The following is a 13836-nucleotide window of genomic DNA, read 5'->3' on the forward strand; positions in this document are numbered from 1 at the left end:
CGGCCCGTCACGTGGTATACACAGGTCGATGCCACCCAAGAGCGCGCCAAGCATTCCCACGGCCCTGGCCCTGTTCGCCTCCCGCGAATGCCGCAGCATCGCGCGCTCGCTGGCCAATACGAAGGACCGGCACGGCGGCATCCATGCCGCCCGTAAGGGCCTGCGCCGGCTCAAAAGCCTGCTGCGCCTGGGTGCCGACGTCTTCGGCGGCAGCCTGGCCGATATCGAGGCCCGGATTGGCAAGCTGGCCACGGGGCTGTCGCCGCTGCGCGACGCCCATGTCGCGGTGACCCTCGCCCAAAAGCTCGCCGGGCCGCGGCCGTCACCCGCGTGGGCCGAAGCGATCACCATCCTGGAGCACCGCCGCGATGGCCGGCTGGTCGAAGCCCTGCACAAGGATCCGCGCTTCCTGAAGCGCCGGCACGCCGTACGCGACATAGGCGACCTGGTGGAACGGCTGCCGTGGCGCCTGGTGAAACGCGGCGTGGTGGAAGCCACACTCGATGACCAGCAACAACGCGTGGTGAGCGCGGGCAAGCGCGTGCGCAAGGAAGCCACGCCCGCCAACCTGCACCGCTGGCGCCGCCGTGCCCGACGGTTACGCATGCAACTACAGTACTGGCGCCGCGTGCTGCGCGCTGCGAACAAGACCGCGCACCACCGGGCGAAGCACGACAAGGCCTCGACGCACGCGATGGCGAAGCTCTCCGATGCGCTGGGCGCGAAGCAGGACCTGCGGGCATTGCGCGTACACCTGCGTGCGTTGAAGAAGCCCGCCTTGGTTGCCCCGCTCACCGACCAGATCGCGGAAGAGCTAAAAAAGCACCGGAAACTCTAGAACTGCGTTTGCGCGCTCCTACAACGGACGGCTGGACGTCTGTATGCTCCGATGTTTCCCCCGCCGGAGTTGCCCCCATGCTTCGAGTGACCTTGAAGGCCCTCGCCCTCGCCTGCCTTATCGCCCTGCCCGTGCATGCCGCCGATACGCCCAACACACTGACCGACACCGAACGCGGCCAGGGCTTCAAACTGCTGTTTGATGGCAAGACGCTCGACGGCTGGCACTCGTTCCAGCAGAAAGGCACCGGCAAGGACTGGAGCGTGGCCGATGGCGCCATCCGCCTGGATCGCGACCTGAAGGCGCCGGATGCCGACTTCGCCGACCTGGTCAGCAACGCCGAGTACGAGAACTTCGACCTGAAGCTCGAGTGGAAAATGACCGCCTGCGCCGATGCTGGCATCATGTTCAACGTGAGCGAAGCGCCGAAGTACAAATACACCTGGCAGACTGGCCCAGAGATGCAGATCGCCGACCTGGTCTGCACCAAGCCGGATAGCTACACGTTGTATGAGCGATCCGGCGACCTGTTCGACCTGATCTCTTCCGATATCGAAAACGTCCACGAGAACGGCAACTGGAACCAGATCGAGATCATCGTCGACCACGGCCACATGCAGTTCTTCCAGAATGGGCACAAGACGGTCGATACACAGCTGTGGACGCCCGAATGGAAGGCGCTGGTCGCAAAGACCAAGTTCGCGAAGATGCCCGATTTCGCGAAGTTCACGCGTGGTCACATCTCGCTGCAGGGTGGCGAAGACAAGGGCAAGCCGCCCATCCAGATCTGGTTCCGCAGCATCCGGATCAAGGACCTGGGCTGATAACCCCTCTCATTGGATGGAGCGCGCTTGCGCGCGATCGGGATGGCGGCAAGCACCCATCGCGCGCGAGCGCGCTCCTACCGTGCATGCGGGTGACCACGTTGTCATTTCAAGACACGTCCGCTTGAAAACCGGCCGTCCGCCCCTATCGCGGCGCACCACGCGCCGCCGCACCTGCTGCCAAGGCAGGTAATCGATTTCACCCCGCTAGCGCTACCGCAACGCGGCAAATCCCGGCCGAATACGTGCCGCGCACCCCGTCACATTTCGCGTCATTGCGAATAGACAACGTTGTCATGCAGGACTAAACCGGACACGTCGGGCCGTCCGCGAAACACCGTGCGCCAACGCCACGGGGGCAGACAAAGGCAGGCGCCGGCGCCAGGGGGAACAAACCAACCATCCGGTAACACCCTTCGAACGGAGAGTCGTCATGCACGTGAATGCAGGTGTTCGGTCCCGTCTTGTCTTCGGAAGCTGTACTGGCACGCTCGGCGTTGCCATCGCCCTGGCCCTTTCGGCCGTGGTACCCATGCGCGCGGCCCACGCGGCCACCGCATGCGCCGCCGCCTGGAGTGCAGGCACGGTCTATACGGCCGGCAATATCGCCAGCGAGAATGGCGTGAACTACAAGGCCAACTGGTGGACCCAGGGCAACGACCCCGCAACCAGCAGTGGCGGCGCGGGCTCGGGGCAACCGTGGACCTCGCAAGGCGCCTGCGATGGCGGCAGCACCCCGCCCACGGACCCGCCCCCGACCGATCCCCCGCCGACCAATCCGCCCCCGGGCGCGGGTGCCCTGTTCTTCAGCCCCTATAAGGACATCACCATCAACCTCGACTGGAACACCAACATCATGTCGTCGTCGGTGACAGGAACCCGCCTGCCCGTGGTCGGCTCCGGTAGCCTGGTGTCCACGCAGGTACCCAACCTGGGCGCCATCACCCTCGCATTCGCCAGCGGTGAGTGCGGTACAGAAAATTGGGGTGGCGTGCCCGGCCAGGCGTTTGCCGACGCCAACATTGCCCGCCTGAATTCGGCTGGCGTGAATTACGTGGTTTCCACCGGCGGCCAGGCCGGTGTATTCACCTGCGGCAGCGCCACCGGCATGGCCCAGTTCATCAGCCGCTATAACAGCTCGCACCTGGTGGGCATCGATTTCGACATCGAAGGGGGCCAGAGCCCGCAGCAGCTCAACTCGCTCGTCAGCCAGGCGGTGTACGCCGAGAGCATCTACCCGAACCTGCGCTTCTCGTTCACGCTGGCCACGCTCGCCGCCTCCGATGGCAGCTTCGGCGGGCTCAACAGCACAGGCGATGCGGTGGTGAAAGCCGTCAAGGCATCGGGCCTGAAGAATTACACGATCAACCTGATGACCATGGACTACGGTGCCGCGGGTGCCGGTGTCTGCGTCGTGAAGAACGGCGCATGCGACATGGGCCAGTCGGCCGTGCAGGCCGTGATCAACTTGCAGCACACCTATGGCATCGCCGCCAGCAAGATCGAGATCACGCCCATGATCGGTGTGAACGATGTCTCCAGCGAAGTGTTCACCACCGCCGATATCGATACGGTGACGAACTACGCCGCCACCAACAAACTGGCCGGCGTGCACTTCTGGTCGCTTGACCGCGATACGCCCTGCTCGCAGAGCACCGCATCGCCCACGTGCAATTCACTGCCGTCGACGACCGTGCTGCAGTACACCAAGCGCTTCCTTTCAAACCTGGGGCGCTGAGGCTGCCGGAGGGATGCCGGCGCTGCCGGCATCCCTCACATATCCAGGGATTCGCGGCGGTGGTCTTCATCCATCCAGCCCTCGCGGCGCTGCATGGACCATTCGATCTCGCGCGCGGCTTCGTTGCTGATGTACTTGCCGCGCAACATCGCAAGAAGTTCGCGATCGTCGATGCCAAGGATGGAAGAGCGGGTGACAGCGCCGGTAATGCCCTCGGTCGCGAGCTCGTCGAGCACCGTGCGAAGGTTCGCTCGTCGGTTCAATTGAATCGTATCCATGGCGCGGTACCGCTGGCGAGATAAAGCCAGGGTGCTGGCTCGGGGTGCGGCGCCGAGGTTAAGGAACGCGTGCGTTACTGTCTTACGTATAACTACGTAGCATCGCGTTCCTCGTCCACCACGATGACCTCGTCAGGCACGAGCGGGTGGATGCCACGCTGCTCGGTGAGCACCGCGCCAAGCAGCGCACCGCCGCCTATCGCCGCGATCGCCAGGGTCCAGGCAAGCATGCCGTGCGCATTGAGCAACACCATCAAGCCGGCGGCAGCGAAGGCCATCGCCACGGCCCAACCGAATGCTATCCATCGGGATGCCGGCGACGTATCACCCTTCAACACGGCGACGAGGCAATGCCGGCACACAGTGAAGCCCGGTGCGAGCGCGCAACTTCGACAGGGACGATCGGGCATCGGCATGGCCTGGAGGGGTGACGTACCGATCCTGGGGGCTGGTAGCGTCGCCACGAGGTGAAGCCCGGGTAGCCCGGGCTCACCACGCTTAGCTGGCGGTTACTTTCGCCTTACAGCTGGCTCATGCCGCCGTCGATGACGATCTCGGTACCCACGATAAAGCCCGATTCCGGCGAGGAAAGGTGCAGGACCGTCGCCGCGACCTCTTCCGGGCGGCCAAACCGGCCCAGCGGCACCTGCGCCTGGATCTGCGCCGCCGTGGCTTCAAGCTGCGCTGCATCCATGCCCAGCTTGCCGTAGAGCGGTGTCTGCACGGGACCCGGGCTCACCACGTTCACTCGCACACCGTGCGGGAGCAATTCGGCCGACAACGTGCGGGCCAGGGTGATAAGGGCGGCCTTGCTGGCGGCATACACCGAAGAGTTCGGCATGCCGATATGCGCATTGATGGAGCCGTTAAGGACGATCGAAGCGCCCTGGTTGAGCTGCGGTAGCAGGGCCTGGAGCTGGAAATAGGCACCCTTGACGTTCGTATCGAAGGTCAGGTCCCACAGGCTCTCGTCCACCTGGTCGAACGGGGCGAATTTCGCCACGCCCGCGTTGATGAAGATGGCATCGAGCTTGATACCTTGTGCGCCAATCGCGGATGCCAGCGCTTTCGCATCGGCCATATTCGATGCATCGTTCTTCAGGGCGATAGTGCCGGCACCAATATTCGGTACCGCTTGTTCGAGGGCCTTTTCGTCGCGGCCGGTCACGATGACCCGCGCGCCTTCCGCTGCGTAGGCCTGGGCCACTGCCAGGCCAATGCCGCTGGTGCCGCCGGTAACGAGGACGTTCTTGCCATTGAAGCGGTTCATGGTGCTGCTCCGGTTGGTATGGAATGGAGCATAGGTTGCTCCGCTTGCTGTCGATTGGCGTACCATCTCCCCGTCGCAAACGTTCGATGGGGTCGAACATGTTGTCGGAAGACGAACTGGCGTTACTGGAAGCCATCCGCGAGACCGGCAGCCTGTCGCGGGCCGCCGCCAGGCTGGGAAAGGCGCCGTCGACGTTATCGCATGCGGCGCGGCAACTTGAAGACCGTTTCGATGCCCTGCTCTTCGACCGCCGCCGTTACCGGCTGCAGCTCACCCCCGCGGGCCAGCTGCTGGCCAACGAAGCCGCCCGGCTCATGCAGGACGTGTCCCGGCTGACCCAACGGGTAAAGCAGGTGGCGGGGGGCTGGGAGGATCGCCTGTGGATCGTGACCGACGAGCTGCTCGAATTCGAACTGCTGTTCCCGTCGATCAAATCGTTCGACGCACTCAACTCGGGGGTGAGCCTGCGCCTCACCCATGAAGTCCTCGGCGGTACGTGGGAAGCGCTGCGCGATGGCCGTGCCGATATGGTGGTCGGCGCCACCAATGAGCCCCCTGCCATTCCCAAGTTGCGCTGGCATGAGCTGGGGGTCATGGAGTGGGTGTTCGCGGTATCGCCGCGCCACCCCCTGGCCAAGGCGAAGGAGCCACTGGATACCGACACGGTGACGAAGCACCGGGCGATCGTGGTCGCGGATTCGTCCCGTGGTGCCTCGCGCGGCTACGGCACAATGGGTGGCCAGCCAACCCTCGCCGTTCCCACCATGCGCGCGAAGATCCTCGCCCAGCGCGAGGGCTTGGGCGTGGGCTGGGTGCCCAAGCCGCGGGCGAAAGCCTTGCTGGACGCGGGCGAACTGGTCGAAAAGCGCATGGCGGACCCACGCGAGCCAAATACGCTCTATGTGGCATGGCGCGGCGATAGCGAAGGCCGCGCGCTCACCTGGTGGATCGAGCAATTTCGCCAGCCACGCCTGGCGAAACGCCTTATCCAGGGCATCCCGGTCGTTCCGTAACCGGGTCAGGCCAATGCGTTACTTCGCAGCCGCGTGGATTTCCGCCACGTAACCGCCCGGGAACTGCACCATGGCCGAACGGCGGCCGCCCTCGTCGTGTGCATCGACCACCACCTTCGCGCCGGCCTGGCGGGCCCGGCCCAGGGTCGCGTCCAGGTCGCCCACTTCGTAACCCGTGAGTTCGGTGCCGTAGGGCCAGTTCACGTGGCCATCGGTGACGAACAGGGTGGCTTTGCCGTACCCCGATGCGATGCGGATGCGCCGATATACGCCCGTACCGCCGATCTCGCTAGCCGGTGCGGCGCGCTCGTCCGACTCGACCTTGCCATGCGCGAACGTTACCCAGGCTTTGACGAACGCATCCGCGCTCTGCGCCGGCAGGTAGATGCGGTTATCGGGCACGTGCTCAAGCGGCTTGTAATCCGGCGTTTTGGTATGCCAGTACAACTGCATGTTCACCCCGCCCGGCCACGCGACCACGGCATCACGCCCGATCGGATCATCGAAAGGTGCCACCAGCGTGGCGGCGCCGGAAGCGTTCGCCGCCCTCACCGCATCATCGACATGGGAGACGAGGTAGCCGGTACGCTCCTGGCCAAAGGGATACGGCACCGGGGTGCGGAACCCGAACACCGAGACGATGCCCACCGGCGTCTGCACCAGCTGCGAGGTGGTGCTCGATGGCGTAGGCGTCACGGTCGCCACCACCTGCTTCGTGGACTGGCCGCCGAACGTGGCGACGAAGCTGGTCACAAAGGCTTCGACATCCTGCGGGGCCACGTAGACATGCGTGCTGTCGTACTGCGGGCCGACCGCAAAATCCTGCGTTCGCGCGAAGGCGGCTGGCGCAAACACAAGGGCAACAGCGGCAAAAAGTGGGAGAGTGCGCATGGGCGATCCATCGATGGGGAGGCCATGATCTTCGCGGCCACCCCACTCCCCGGTCTAGGCTATTTCTACGCCCGTTAGCGCACCGCGTGCCGTGGCACGCTTACCCGGAACTCTACGCCGTCTTCCACGTTCTGCGCCACGACGTTGCCGCCGTGCGCGCGCACGAACTGGTCCACAATATACAGGCCCAGGCCCAGGCCGCGGCTCTGGTGGAAGCTGCCCTTGAAGGGTTCGAAGATCCGCTGGACAAGGTTCGCCGGCAGGACACCTGCGTTGCGCACGCTGATATGCAGCGCCGCGGTGTCCTCGCCATTCACCTCGAGCACGATGGGCGTACTCCCCAGCGCATATTGCACGGCATTACCGAGCAGGTTTGACAGCACCTGCGAGATGCGCGTGGAATCGAAGTATCCCAGGGTTTCGCCGGAAATCGAGACCTCGATAGCCCGGGTCGGGTTGGCTTGCCGCGTCTCTTCCGCCACGGCGTGCGCGAGCGTCCCCACATCGTGGTTGGCGAGGTCCAGGCGGATGACCCCCGAGCGGATTCGTGAGAAGTCCAGCAGCTGATCGATCATGCGGGCCATGCGCCGCGCGCTGGTTTCCACGTGGTGGGCGGTGCGGGCCAGCGGGCCGTCGCCCACCTCGATCTTGATCCGGTCAGCGCACAGGCTGATCGCCGAGAGTGGCGTGCGCAGGTCGTGCGTAAGCACCGCGATCATCGCTTCGTTGAGCTGCAACGCCCGCTCAAGCCGCGCATTCTGCGCCTTCAGCTGCTGGCGTTGCTGGTAGAGCTGCACGAACACATCCACCTTGCCAAGGATGATCCGCGGATCGATCGGCTTGTGCAGGAAATCCACCGCACCGGTTTCGTAACCCTTGAACGAGCGTGCCGGATCGTTGGGTGATGCGGTGAGGAAGATGATCGGCACGTCGCGCGTGCGCTGTGAACCGCGCATGAGCTCGGCCAGCACGAACCCATCCATGTCGGGCATCTGCACGTCCAGCAGGGCCAGCGCCACGTCGTGCACCAGCAGCAGCTCCAGCGCCTCCGGGCCCGAGGCCGCCTTCAGGATACGGATGTCGTCGCGCGCGAGCAGCGCTTCCATGGCCACCAGGTTCTGTGGCACATCGTCGACGATCAGGATGTTCGCCAGCTCGCGGGACGCGACCGGATCGTCTGGCAGGGTCATCGACAGGTTCATGGGGTGAAGCTTCCAAGGCGGCGGCAGAGGTCACGCAAGGTGACGATGGCATCGGCGCCCGCGTGGGCAATGGCCGATGCGGGCATGACAGGGGCAACAGCTTCCGCAGGATCCTGGATCCATACGGTGCCGCCTTCGCGGCGCACGGCGGCAACGCCTGCGCTACCGTCGCTGCTCGCGCCGGTCAGCAGGATTGCAAGCAGCCCTTCGCCAAATACTTCGGCGGCGGATTCGAACAACGGGTCGATCGCGGGGCGTGAGTACAGCACCGGCTCATCGCGCGAGAGCGACAAGGTGGCGCGATCCTCGACCAGCAGGTGATAGTCCGGTGGCGCAAACAGCACGACCCCGGGACACAACGGCTCCTTGTCCTCGGCCTCGGCCACGGGCAGTGCGCACGAGCCATCAAACAAGGCCGGCAGACCACTGGGGCGGTCACGGGGAATGTGCTGGACCACGAGCACGGGCGCAGGGAACCGCGCCGGAAAGCAGCCCAGCACATCGCGTAGCGCCTGCACGCCACCAGCGGACGCGCCGATGACGACGGCATGGGGAAACGGCATGCTCATGCGGCGGCCCTCCGATAAAGGCGCTGCTGGGGCGCGCACGCTTCGAACGCGGTCGCGTGGGCGCCGAACTGCAACGATTCCTTCGCGCCCAACCCGAGAAAGCCGCGGCGCACCAGCGAATCGTGGAACAGGCCCACCGCACGGTCCTGCAGCTCACGGTTGAAATAGATCAGCACATTGCGGCACGAGACCAGGTGGACCTCGGAGAACACCGCATCGGTGGCCAGGCTATGGTCGGCGAACACCACCTGCTTTTTCAGCCGCCGGTCGAACACCGCACCGCCGTAGCCCGTAGTGAAGTAATCCGATAGCGAGCGCCGCCCGCCGGCCGCCTGGTAGTTGCGGCTGAACAGCGCCATGCGGTCCAGCGCGAACACCCCGCTCTCGGCCGCCTCGAGCGCCGCCGGGTTGATATCGGTGGCGTAAATCACCGCTCTATCCAGCAGGCCTTCCTCTTCGAGCAGGATGGCCATGGACCACACCTCCTCGCCCGTGCTGCACCCGGCGATCCACACCTTGATGCTCGGGTAGGTCTTCAATACAGGCACGGCGTGCTCGCGCAAGGCGGCGAAGTACGCCGGGTCGCGGAACATCTCCGAAACCTGCACCGTGAAGTACTGCATGGCCTCGGCGAAGAATGCCGGATCGTGCACCACCCGGTGCTGCAGGTCGCTCAAGCGCTCCAGCCCGTAGCGGCCCATCGCATGGCGCATGCGCCGGCGCAGCGAGCTCACCGCGTAATGGCGGAAGTCGTAGTGATAGCGCAGGTACACGGCCTCAAGCAGTACCTTGAGCTCCAGGTCGAACAATTCGGTTTCTTCGGACATCAGCGCCTCGAGCACCAGACGCGGCACAGCGATACGAGCTTGTCGACATCGATGGGCTTGGCAATGTAATCGTTGGCGCCCGCGGCAATGCAGCGTTCGCGGTCATCCGACATGGCCTTGGCCGTGAGCGCGATGATCGGCAGGTCGGCGAAGCGCGCATCCGCGCGGATGTGGCGCATGGCTTCCAGGCCGTCCATCTCCGGCATCATGATATCCATGAGAACCAGGTCGACCTCCGTGCGGCCAAGGCGCTCCACGGCCTCGCGACCGTTACGCGCGATCTCCAGGTGAACACCCAGTGGCTCGAGCACACTGGTCAGCGCGAAGATGTTGCGCACATCATCCTCGGCCAGCAACACCGTGCGCCCGTCTAACATGGCATCGCGCTTGCGCGCCTCCTTCAGCAGGCGCTGCTGGTCCGTGGGCAGCGACGCCTCCACGCTGTGCAGGAACAGCGTCACCTCATCCAGCAGGCGCTCGGGCGAGCGCGCGCCCTTGATGATGATGCTCTTGGAATACCGGCGCAGCCGCTGTTCTTCCTCACGGGTGAGCGAGCGGCCCGTGTAAACAATGACCGGCGGAAACGCGAACGCCTCGCTGGCGGCCATGTGCTCGAGAAGGTCGTAACCGGTGCCATCGGGCAACACCAGGTCCATCACCAGGCAATCGAAGGTCGCCGACGACAGGTTTTCCAGCGCCTCCCGGATGCTGCCGACCGCCACGATCTCGAGCTGGTCACGAGCAAGCAGTAGCGTGAGGTTGTTACGCAGGTCGGCATCGTCTTCGACGATGAGCAGCCGACGCATGGACCGCTGGTGGCGCTCCTCCAGCCGGGCAATGGCATCGGTCAGTCGTTCGCGCGATGCCGGCTTGAGCAGATGACCTACCGCGCCCAGCTCGAGCGCCATGTGCCCCTGCTCCGTGGCGGACACCACGTGCACGGGAATATGCCGGGTGGCCGGATCACGCTTTAACCGCTCCAGCACGCTCAGGCCCGAAACATCGGGCAAACCAATATCCAGCAGCACGCCACTGGGCGAATGCGCCGCCGCCAGGACAAGGGCCTCGTCCGCCGTGCCGGCCACGATACAGTCGAAATCCAGCTCGTGCGCCAGGTCCACGAGGGAGCGGGCAAATACAGTGTCATCTTCAACCACGAGGATCAGGCGGCCGGGCCGCTGTCGCATGGCGCGGTCGTCGGGCACGGCCGGCGTGGTCGCCGCGGGTGCCTTCGGTGACGCGGCGGCCACCGGCGGTGGCACGGAGCGAACCACGGCGGCCTGCGCGGGTGCGCCAGCGGCAGGCGCCTCGCTCGCGTAGCCGCTGCCATCCACCGGCAATTCCAGGGTGAAGGTGCTGCCACGGCCCGGCTCACTCGCCACGGAAATGTCGCCCCCCATGCGTTGGGCAAGGTCGCGCGAGATCGACAGGCCCAGGCCCGAGCCGCCGAACTTGCGGCTCGTGCTCCCATCCGCCTGGCGGAACGCCTCGAAGATCACATCCAGTTGGGCAGGGTCGATGCCGATACCGGTATCGGACACCGTAAAGCGCACGCGTTCACCGGGTGCGGCATCCACCCGAAGCGCCACCTCTCCGGACTCGGTGAACTTCACCGCGTTGGCCACCAGGTTCTTCACCACCTGGCGCAAGCGCTGCTCATCGCCGACAAGGCGCGTGGGCGCGCCGGGCGCGAGCTCGATGCGCAAGGCCAGGCCCTTCTCGGTGGTCAGGGGCGTGAACGTTTCCCGTACCCGCTCCAGCACCGCATCCACCGAGAGCGGCTCGGCAGCGATCTCCACGTGCCCTGCCTCGATCCGCGACAGGTCAAGGATGTCGTTGATGAGCGTCAGCAAATCGTTGTTGGACGCGTGAATCGCACTGGCATAGCGCACCTGCTCACCGGTGAGCGTGCCGTCCTTGTTATCGACCAGCAGCTTCGCGAGGATCAGCGAGCTGTTCAGGGGCGTGCGCAGCTCGTGCGACATATTCGCCAGAAACTCGGACTTATAGCGGCTGGTCGCCTCCAGCTTGCGTGCATTACGGGCCAGGTCGGCCTGTGCCATCACCAGGGTCTGGCGCTGGCGCTCAAGGTCGTGCGTGCGCTCTTCCAACTGGACGTTGGTCTGCTCCAGCTCGGCCTGCTGTGCCTCGAGCGAGGCATGCGACTGCTGCAGGCTGCGGCTCTGTTCCTCAAGCTCTTCGTTCGCGACGCGCAGCTCTTCCTGCTGGGTCTGCAACTCCTCGCTCTGCCGCTGGGTTTCCTCCAGCAGCTCGTTCTGGCGCTGGCGGAAGGCCGAGGTACGCAGCGCCACGCCGATGGTTTCGCCGGTTCGCTCCAGTAGCTCCAGGTCGGCCCCGTAAAGATCGTTGCCGCCGATCCGGCCGATCTCGATCACCCCTACCGCCCGGCCATCGGCCGTGACCGGCATGAGGAAGAGTTCGCCCGGCGCCGTGCGGCCCAAGGTGGACGCAACCGAGAGGTGGGTATCCGCCAGAGCACCAATCCTGCGGGGCTGGCCATCGGCGAGCACATCCCCAAGCAGGCCACCCTCGCGCGGCAGCGACACCGGGTGGTCCGCCGGTAGCGCGGCGCCACCGCTCAGCACCAGTTGACCGCGCTCCACCCGGTACAGGGCGCCCACCTGGGCATCCAGACGGCGGCACAAGGCGCGCAGCGCATGGCTACCAATCTCTTCGGGCGTCTGCTCACCACGCAGGGCATGCGCCACCGCGTTCTGCCCTTCGTTCAGCCAGAGCATTCGCTCGGCAGCCATGCGCGCGCGCAGCGCCTGGGTCACCAGGGCAGCGATACCCCAGAAGGCGATCGCACCGATGGTACGGTTGACTTCGGAAAAGCTCGACGCCATCGACGGCGGGGACAGCTTGTAGCCAATGGCAATCAATACGGTGGCAAGAAAGGCCACGACCAGAGGCATATCCCGGCGCGACTGAAACACCGTCAGGCCCACCGCGAAAAAGTAGAAGCACCACACGGAATACCCGAGCGGCGTGGCCGCATCGATGCCCAGCGTGACGGCAAGGATGACGAAAATCACGGCCCAGATGGCGCGGTCGCGTGCTAACTGCTTCTGGCTCAAGCGGATACCCCTGTAGAACTGGTGCGCGCCCGCGTGCTGGCCCGGGCACAACCTTCGAAAGGTGCCCACCTGCCCGTAAAACCGATGTGATGGCGGCCGTCAGCAAATTGCCCGGATTGCGACAGCGACATGGCCACGCCCGGCGCTAAGGTGCCCGCACCCCGACGAAAAGGAATCCCCATGCTCAGGCAGCTACTGCGCGGCGCCGCGCTTTCCCTGGTGACCACCGCGGCAATGGCCGCGGCACCCGATGCCGCATTACAGGCATCGCTGCAGAAGGTGGCTGACCTGGCCCGGCCAGGCACCATGGGGGTGCTCGTGATGGATCCGGCAACCGGTCAGTCCGTGAGCATCAATGCGGGCAGGCCGTATCTGATGATGAGCACGTTCAAAGCGCCCATCGCCGCGGCCGTGCTGAGCCAGGTCGACGCCGGCAAGCTCACCCTTGACCGCAAGATACACCTGGCCCCCGCGGATATCGTGGATGGGTCCGCCGTGCCTTCCGTGGGCGCCACGCTGAAAGCCGGCCCCCGGGATTTCACGGTAGGCGAACTGCTGCACGCAGCGGTCACCCAAAGCGACAACACGGCCGTCGATGCGCTCCTACGCCTACTGGGTGGCGGCTCGGTCGCTACGCGCTTTCTTGAAGGCAAGGGGGTGCATGGCATGCGCATCGACATGGGCGAAGGTGAGCTCAGCCGCCTCTTCGAGAAGAAGGGCGTGGATGCCGTGCTGGCCAGCCACGTCGATAGCACCACCCCCGAGGCTGCCGCGGCATTCCTGCGCAAACTCCAGGCCGGCGAACTGCTCTCCTCAGGTTCGACGCAGAAGTTGCTCGGCCTGATGACCGCCCAGGTGATCCCCACCCGCATCCGGGCCGGCCTGCCGGCCGGCTATGCGCTGGCGGACAAGACCGGCACCAGCGGCACGCGGAATGGGCGCATGGCCGCGTTCAACGATATCGGCATCATCACGGCCCCGGACGGAGAGAAACGCATCGTGGTGATCCTCCTCGCCGAAGCGCGCGCCACGCCTGACCAGGCCACGAAGTGGTTCGCCGAGATCGGCAAACTCGTCGCCGGCTCGATGTAACGGTAGGAGCGGGGGGGGGGGGGGGGGGGGGGGGCCCCCGGGCCCCCAGCGGCCCCCCCCCCCCCCCCCCGCCCACCAGGTGGATGGGTGGGGTTAAACAGATCACGAACGGAGCGATTTAAAGCGTGATGCGGGGCGGCGCCGCCTGGCGACCGGGCGGCGTCCGTGCGGGGCGGGGGGCGGGGGGGGCGCGGGG

At 65.5% G+C, this 13836-nt stretch carries 13 protein-coding genes; 5 read left to right on the plus strand and 8 right to left on the minus strand.

The genetic code is table 11. The features are described from left to right. Positions 1-28 precede the first annotated feature (28 nt). The 3 genes from ABIE56_RS00315 to ABIE56_RS00325 all read left to right on the plus strand — a co-directional run bounded on the left by ABIE56_RS00315 (position 29) and on the right by ABIE56_RS00325 (position 3400). Positions 29-838, plus strand: coding sequence for a CHAD domain-containing protein (locus tag ABIE56_RS00315; protein ID WP_429241831.1), 810 nt, complete (start codon positions 29-31; stop codon positions 836-838). A 77-nt stretch (positions 839-915) separates the two neighbouring features. Then, the gene (locus ABIE56_RS00320; protein WP_429241832.1) at positions 916-1662 is read left to right on the plus strand and encodes a 3-keto-disaccharide hydrolase; all 747 of its coding nucleotides are present in this window, start codon (positions 916-918) and stop codon (positions 1660-1662) included. Between the two features lie 433 nt (positions 1663-2095). After that, the gene (locus tag ABIE56_RS00325) at positions 2096-3400 is read left to right on the plus strand and encodes a carbohydrate-binding protein (protein WP_429241833.1); all 1305 of its coding nucleotides are present in this window, start codon (positions 2096-2098) and stop codon (positions 3398-3400) included. A 35-nt stretch (positions 3401-3435) separates the two neighbouring features. Here ABIE56_RS00325 and ABIE56_RS00330 read toward each other — a convergent pair whose 3' ends face one another. From ABIE56_RS00330 to ABIE56_RS00340, 3 genes are all read right to left on the minus strand, one after another. Continuing rightward, complete coding sequence (locus tag ABIE56_RS00330; RefSeq protein ID WP_429241834.1) at positions 3436-3678, minus strand: hypothetical protein; 243 nt, start codon at positions 3676-3678, stop codon at positions 3436-3438. A gap of 92 nt (positions 3679-3770) precedes the next feature. Next, positions 3771-3962 carry a hypothetical protein gene (locus ABIE56_RS00335; protein ID WP_429241835.1) on the minus strand — a complete coding sequence of 64 codons (192 nt, stop codon included), beginning with the start codon at positions 3960-3962 and terminating at the stop codon, positions 3771-3773. Positions 3963-4198: 236 nt separating this feature from the next. Then, positions 4199-4948, minus strand: a complete 750-nt coding sequence (locus tag ABIE56_RS00340) for an SDR family oxidoreductase (RefSeq protein ID WP_429241836.1) — start codon at positions 4946-4948, stop codon at positions 4199-4201. A gap of 98 nt (positions 4949-5046) precedes the next feature. Between ABIE56_RS00340 and ABIE56_RS00345 the strand changes: the two genes are divergently transcribed. After that, the gene (locus ABIE56_RS00345) at positions 5047-5961 is read left to right on the plus strand and encodes a LysR family transcriptional regulator (RefSeq protein ID WP_429241837.1); all 915 of its coding nucleotides are present in this window, start codon (positions 5047-5049) and stop codon (positions 5959-5961) included. Positions 5962-5979: 18 nt separating this feature from the next. Here ABIE56_RS00345 and ABIE56_RS00350 read toward each other — a convergent pair whose 3' ends face one another. The 5 genes from ABIE56_RS00350 to ABIE56_RS00370 all read right to left on the minus strand — a co-directional run bounded on the left by ABIE56_RS00350 (position 5980) and on the right by ABIE56_RS00370 (position 12548). Then, positions 5980-6852 carry a glyoxalase gene (locus tag ABIE56_RS00350; RefSeq protein ID WP_429241838.1) on the minus strand — a complete coding sequence of 291 codons (873 nt, stop codon included), beginning with the start codon at positions 6850-6852 and terminating at the stop codon, positions 5980-5982. Positions 6853-6926: 74 nt separating this feature from the next. Continuing rightward, positions 6927-8054, minus strand: coding sequence for a hybrid sensor histidine kinase/response regulator (locus tag ABIE56_RS00355; RefSeq protein ID WP_429241839.1), 1128 nt, complete (start codon positions 8052-8054; stop codon positions 6927-6929). Continuing rightward, the gene (locus tag ABIE56_RS00360; protein WP_429241840.1) at positions 8051-8623 is read right to left on the minus strand and encodes a chemotaxis protein CheB; all 573 of its coding nucleotides are present in this window, start codon (positions 8621-8623) and stop codon (positions 8051-8053) included. The genes ABIE56_RS00355 and ABIE56_RS00360 overlap by 4 nt, the downstream gene beginning before the upstream one ends. Beyond that, positions 8620-9477, minus strand: a complete 858-nt coding sequence (locus ABIE56_RS00365) for a CheR family methyltransferase (protein WP_429241841.1) — start codon at positions 9475-9477, stop codon at positions 8620-8622. Before ABIE56_RS00365 ends, ABIE56_RS00360 begins: the two co-directional genes overlap by 4 nt. Further along, a complete protein-coding gene (locus tag ABIE56_RS00370) occupies positions 9450-12548 on the minus strand; it encodes a response regulator (protein WP_429241842.1) in 3099 nt (1032 codons plus the stop codon). The genes ABIE56_RS00365 and ABIE56_RS00370 overlap by 28 nt, the downstream gene beginning before the upstream one ends. 180 nt (positions 12549-12728) lie before the next feature. Here ABIE56_RS00370 and bla point away from each other — a divergent pair, with 180 nt between their 5' ends. After that, positions 12729-13640, plus strand: coding sequence for a class A beta-lactamase (gene bla / locus ABIE56_RS00375; RefSeq protein ID WP_429241843.1), 912 nt, complete (start codon positions 12729-12731; stop codon positions 13638-13640). Positions 13641-13836: the final 196 nt, after the last annotated feature.

Origin of the sequence: Luteibacter sp. 621 (assembly GCF_050435445.1) — a bacterium.
Lineage (GTDB): Bacteria > Pseudomonadota > Gammaproteobacteria > Xanthomonadales > Rhodanobacteraceae > Luteibacter.

Excerpts from the sequence above, each read along its gene's own strand:
- ABIE56_RS00330 (WP_429241834.1), bottom strand. The coding sequence starts at position 3,678 with ATGGATACGATTCAATTGAACCGACGAGCGAACCTTCGCACGGTGCTC.
- bla (WP_429241843.1), top strand. The coding sequence starts at position 12,729 with ATGCTCAGGCAGCTACTGCGCGGCGCCGCGCTTTCCCTGGTGACCACC.
- ABIE56_RS00320 (WP_429241832.1), top strand. The coding sequence starts at position 916 with ATGCTTCGAGTGACCTTGAAGGCCCTCGCCCTCGCCTGCCTTATCGCC.
- ABIE56_RS00355 (WP_429241839.1), bottom strand. The coding sequence starts at position 8,054 with ATGAACCTGTCGATGACCCTGCCAGACGATCCGGTCGCGTCCCGCGAG.
- ABIE56_RS00350 (WP_429241838.1), bottom strand. The coding sequence starts at position 6,852 with ATGCGCACTCTCCCACTTTTTGCCGCTGTTGCCCTTGTGTTTGCGCCA.
- ABIE56_RS00345 (WP_429241837.1), top strand. The coding sequence starts at position 5,047 with ATGTTGTCGGAAGACGAACTGGCGTTACTGGAAGCCATCCGCGAGACC.
- ABIE56_RS00325 (WP_429241833.1), top strand. The coding sequence starts at position 2,096 with ATGCACGTGAATGCAGGTGTTCGGTCCCGTCTTGTCTTCGGAAGCTGT.
- ABIE56_RS00340 (WP_429241836.1), bottom strand. The coding sequence starts at position 4,948 with ATGAACCGCTTCAATGGCAAGAACGTCCTCGTTACCGGCGGCACCAGC.
- ABIE56_RS00315 (WP_429241831.1), top strand. The coding sequence starts at position 29 with ATGCCACCCAAGAGCGCGCCAAGCATTCCCACGGCCCTGGCCCTGTTC.
- ABIE56_RS00360 (WP_429241840.1), bottom strand. The coding sequence starts at position 8,623 with ATGAGCATGCCGTTTCCCCATGCCGTCGTCATCGGCGCGTCCGCTGGT.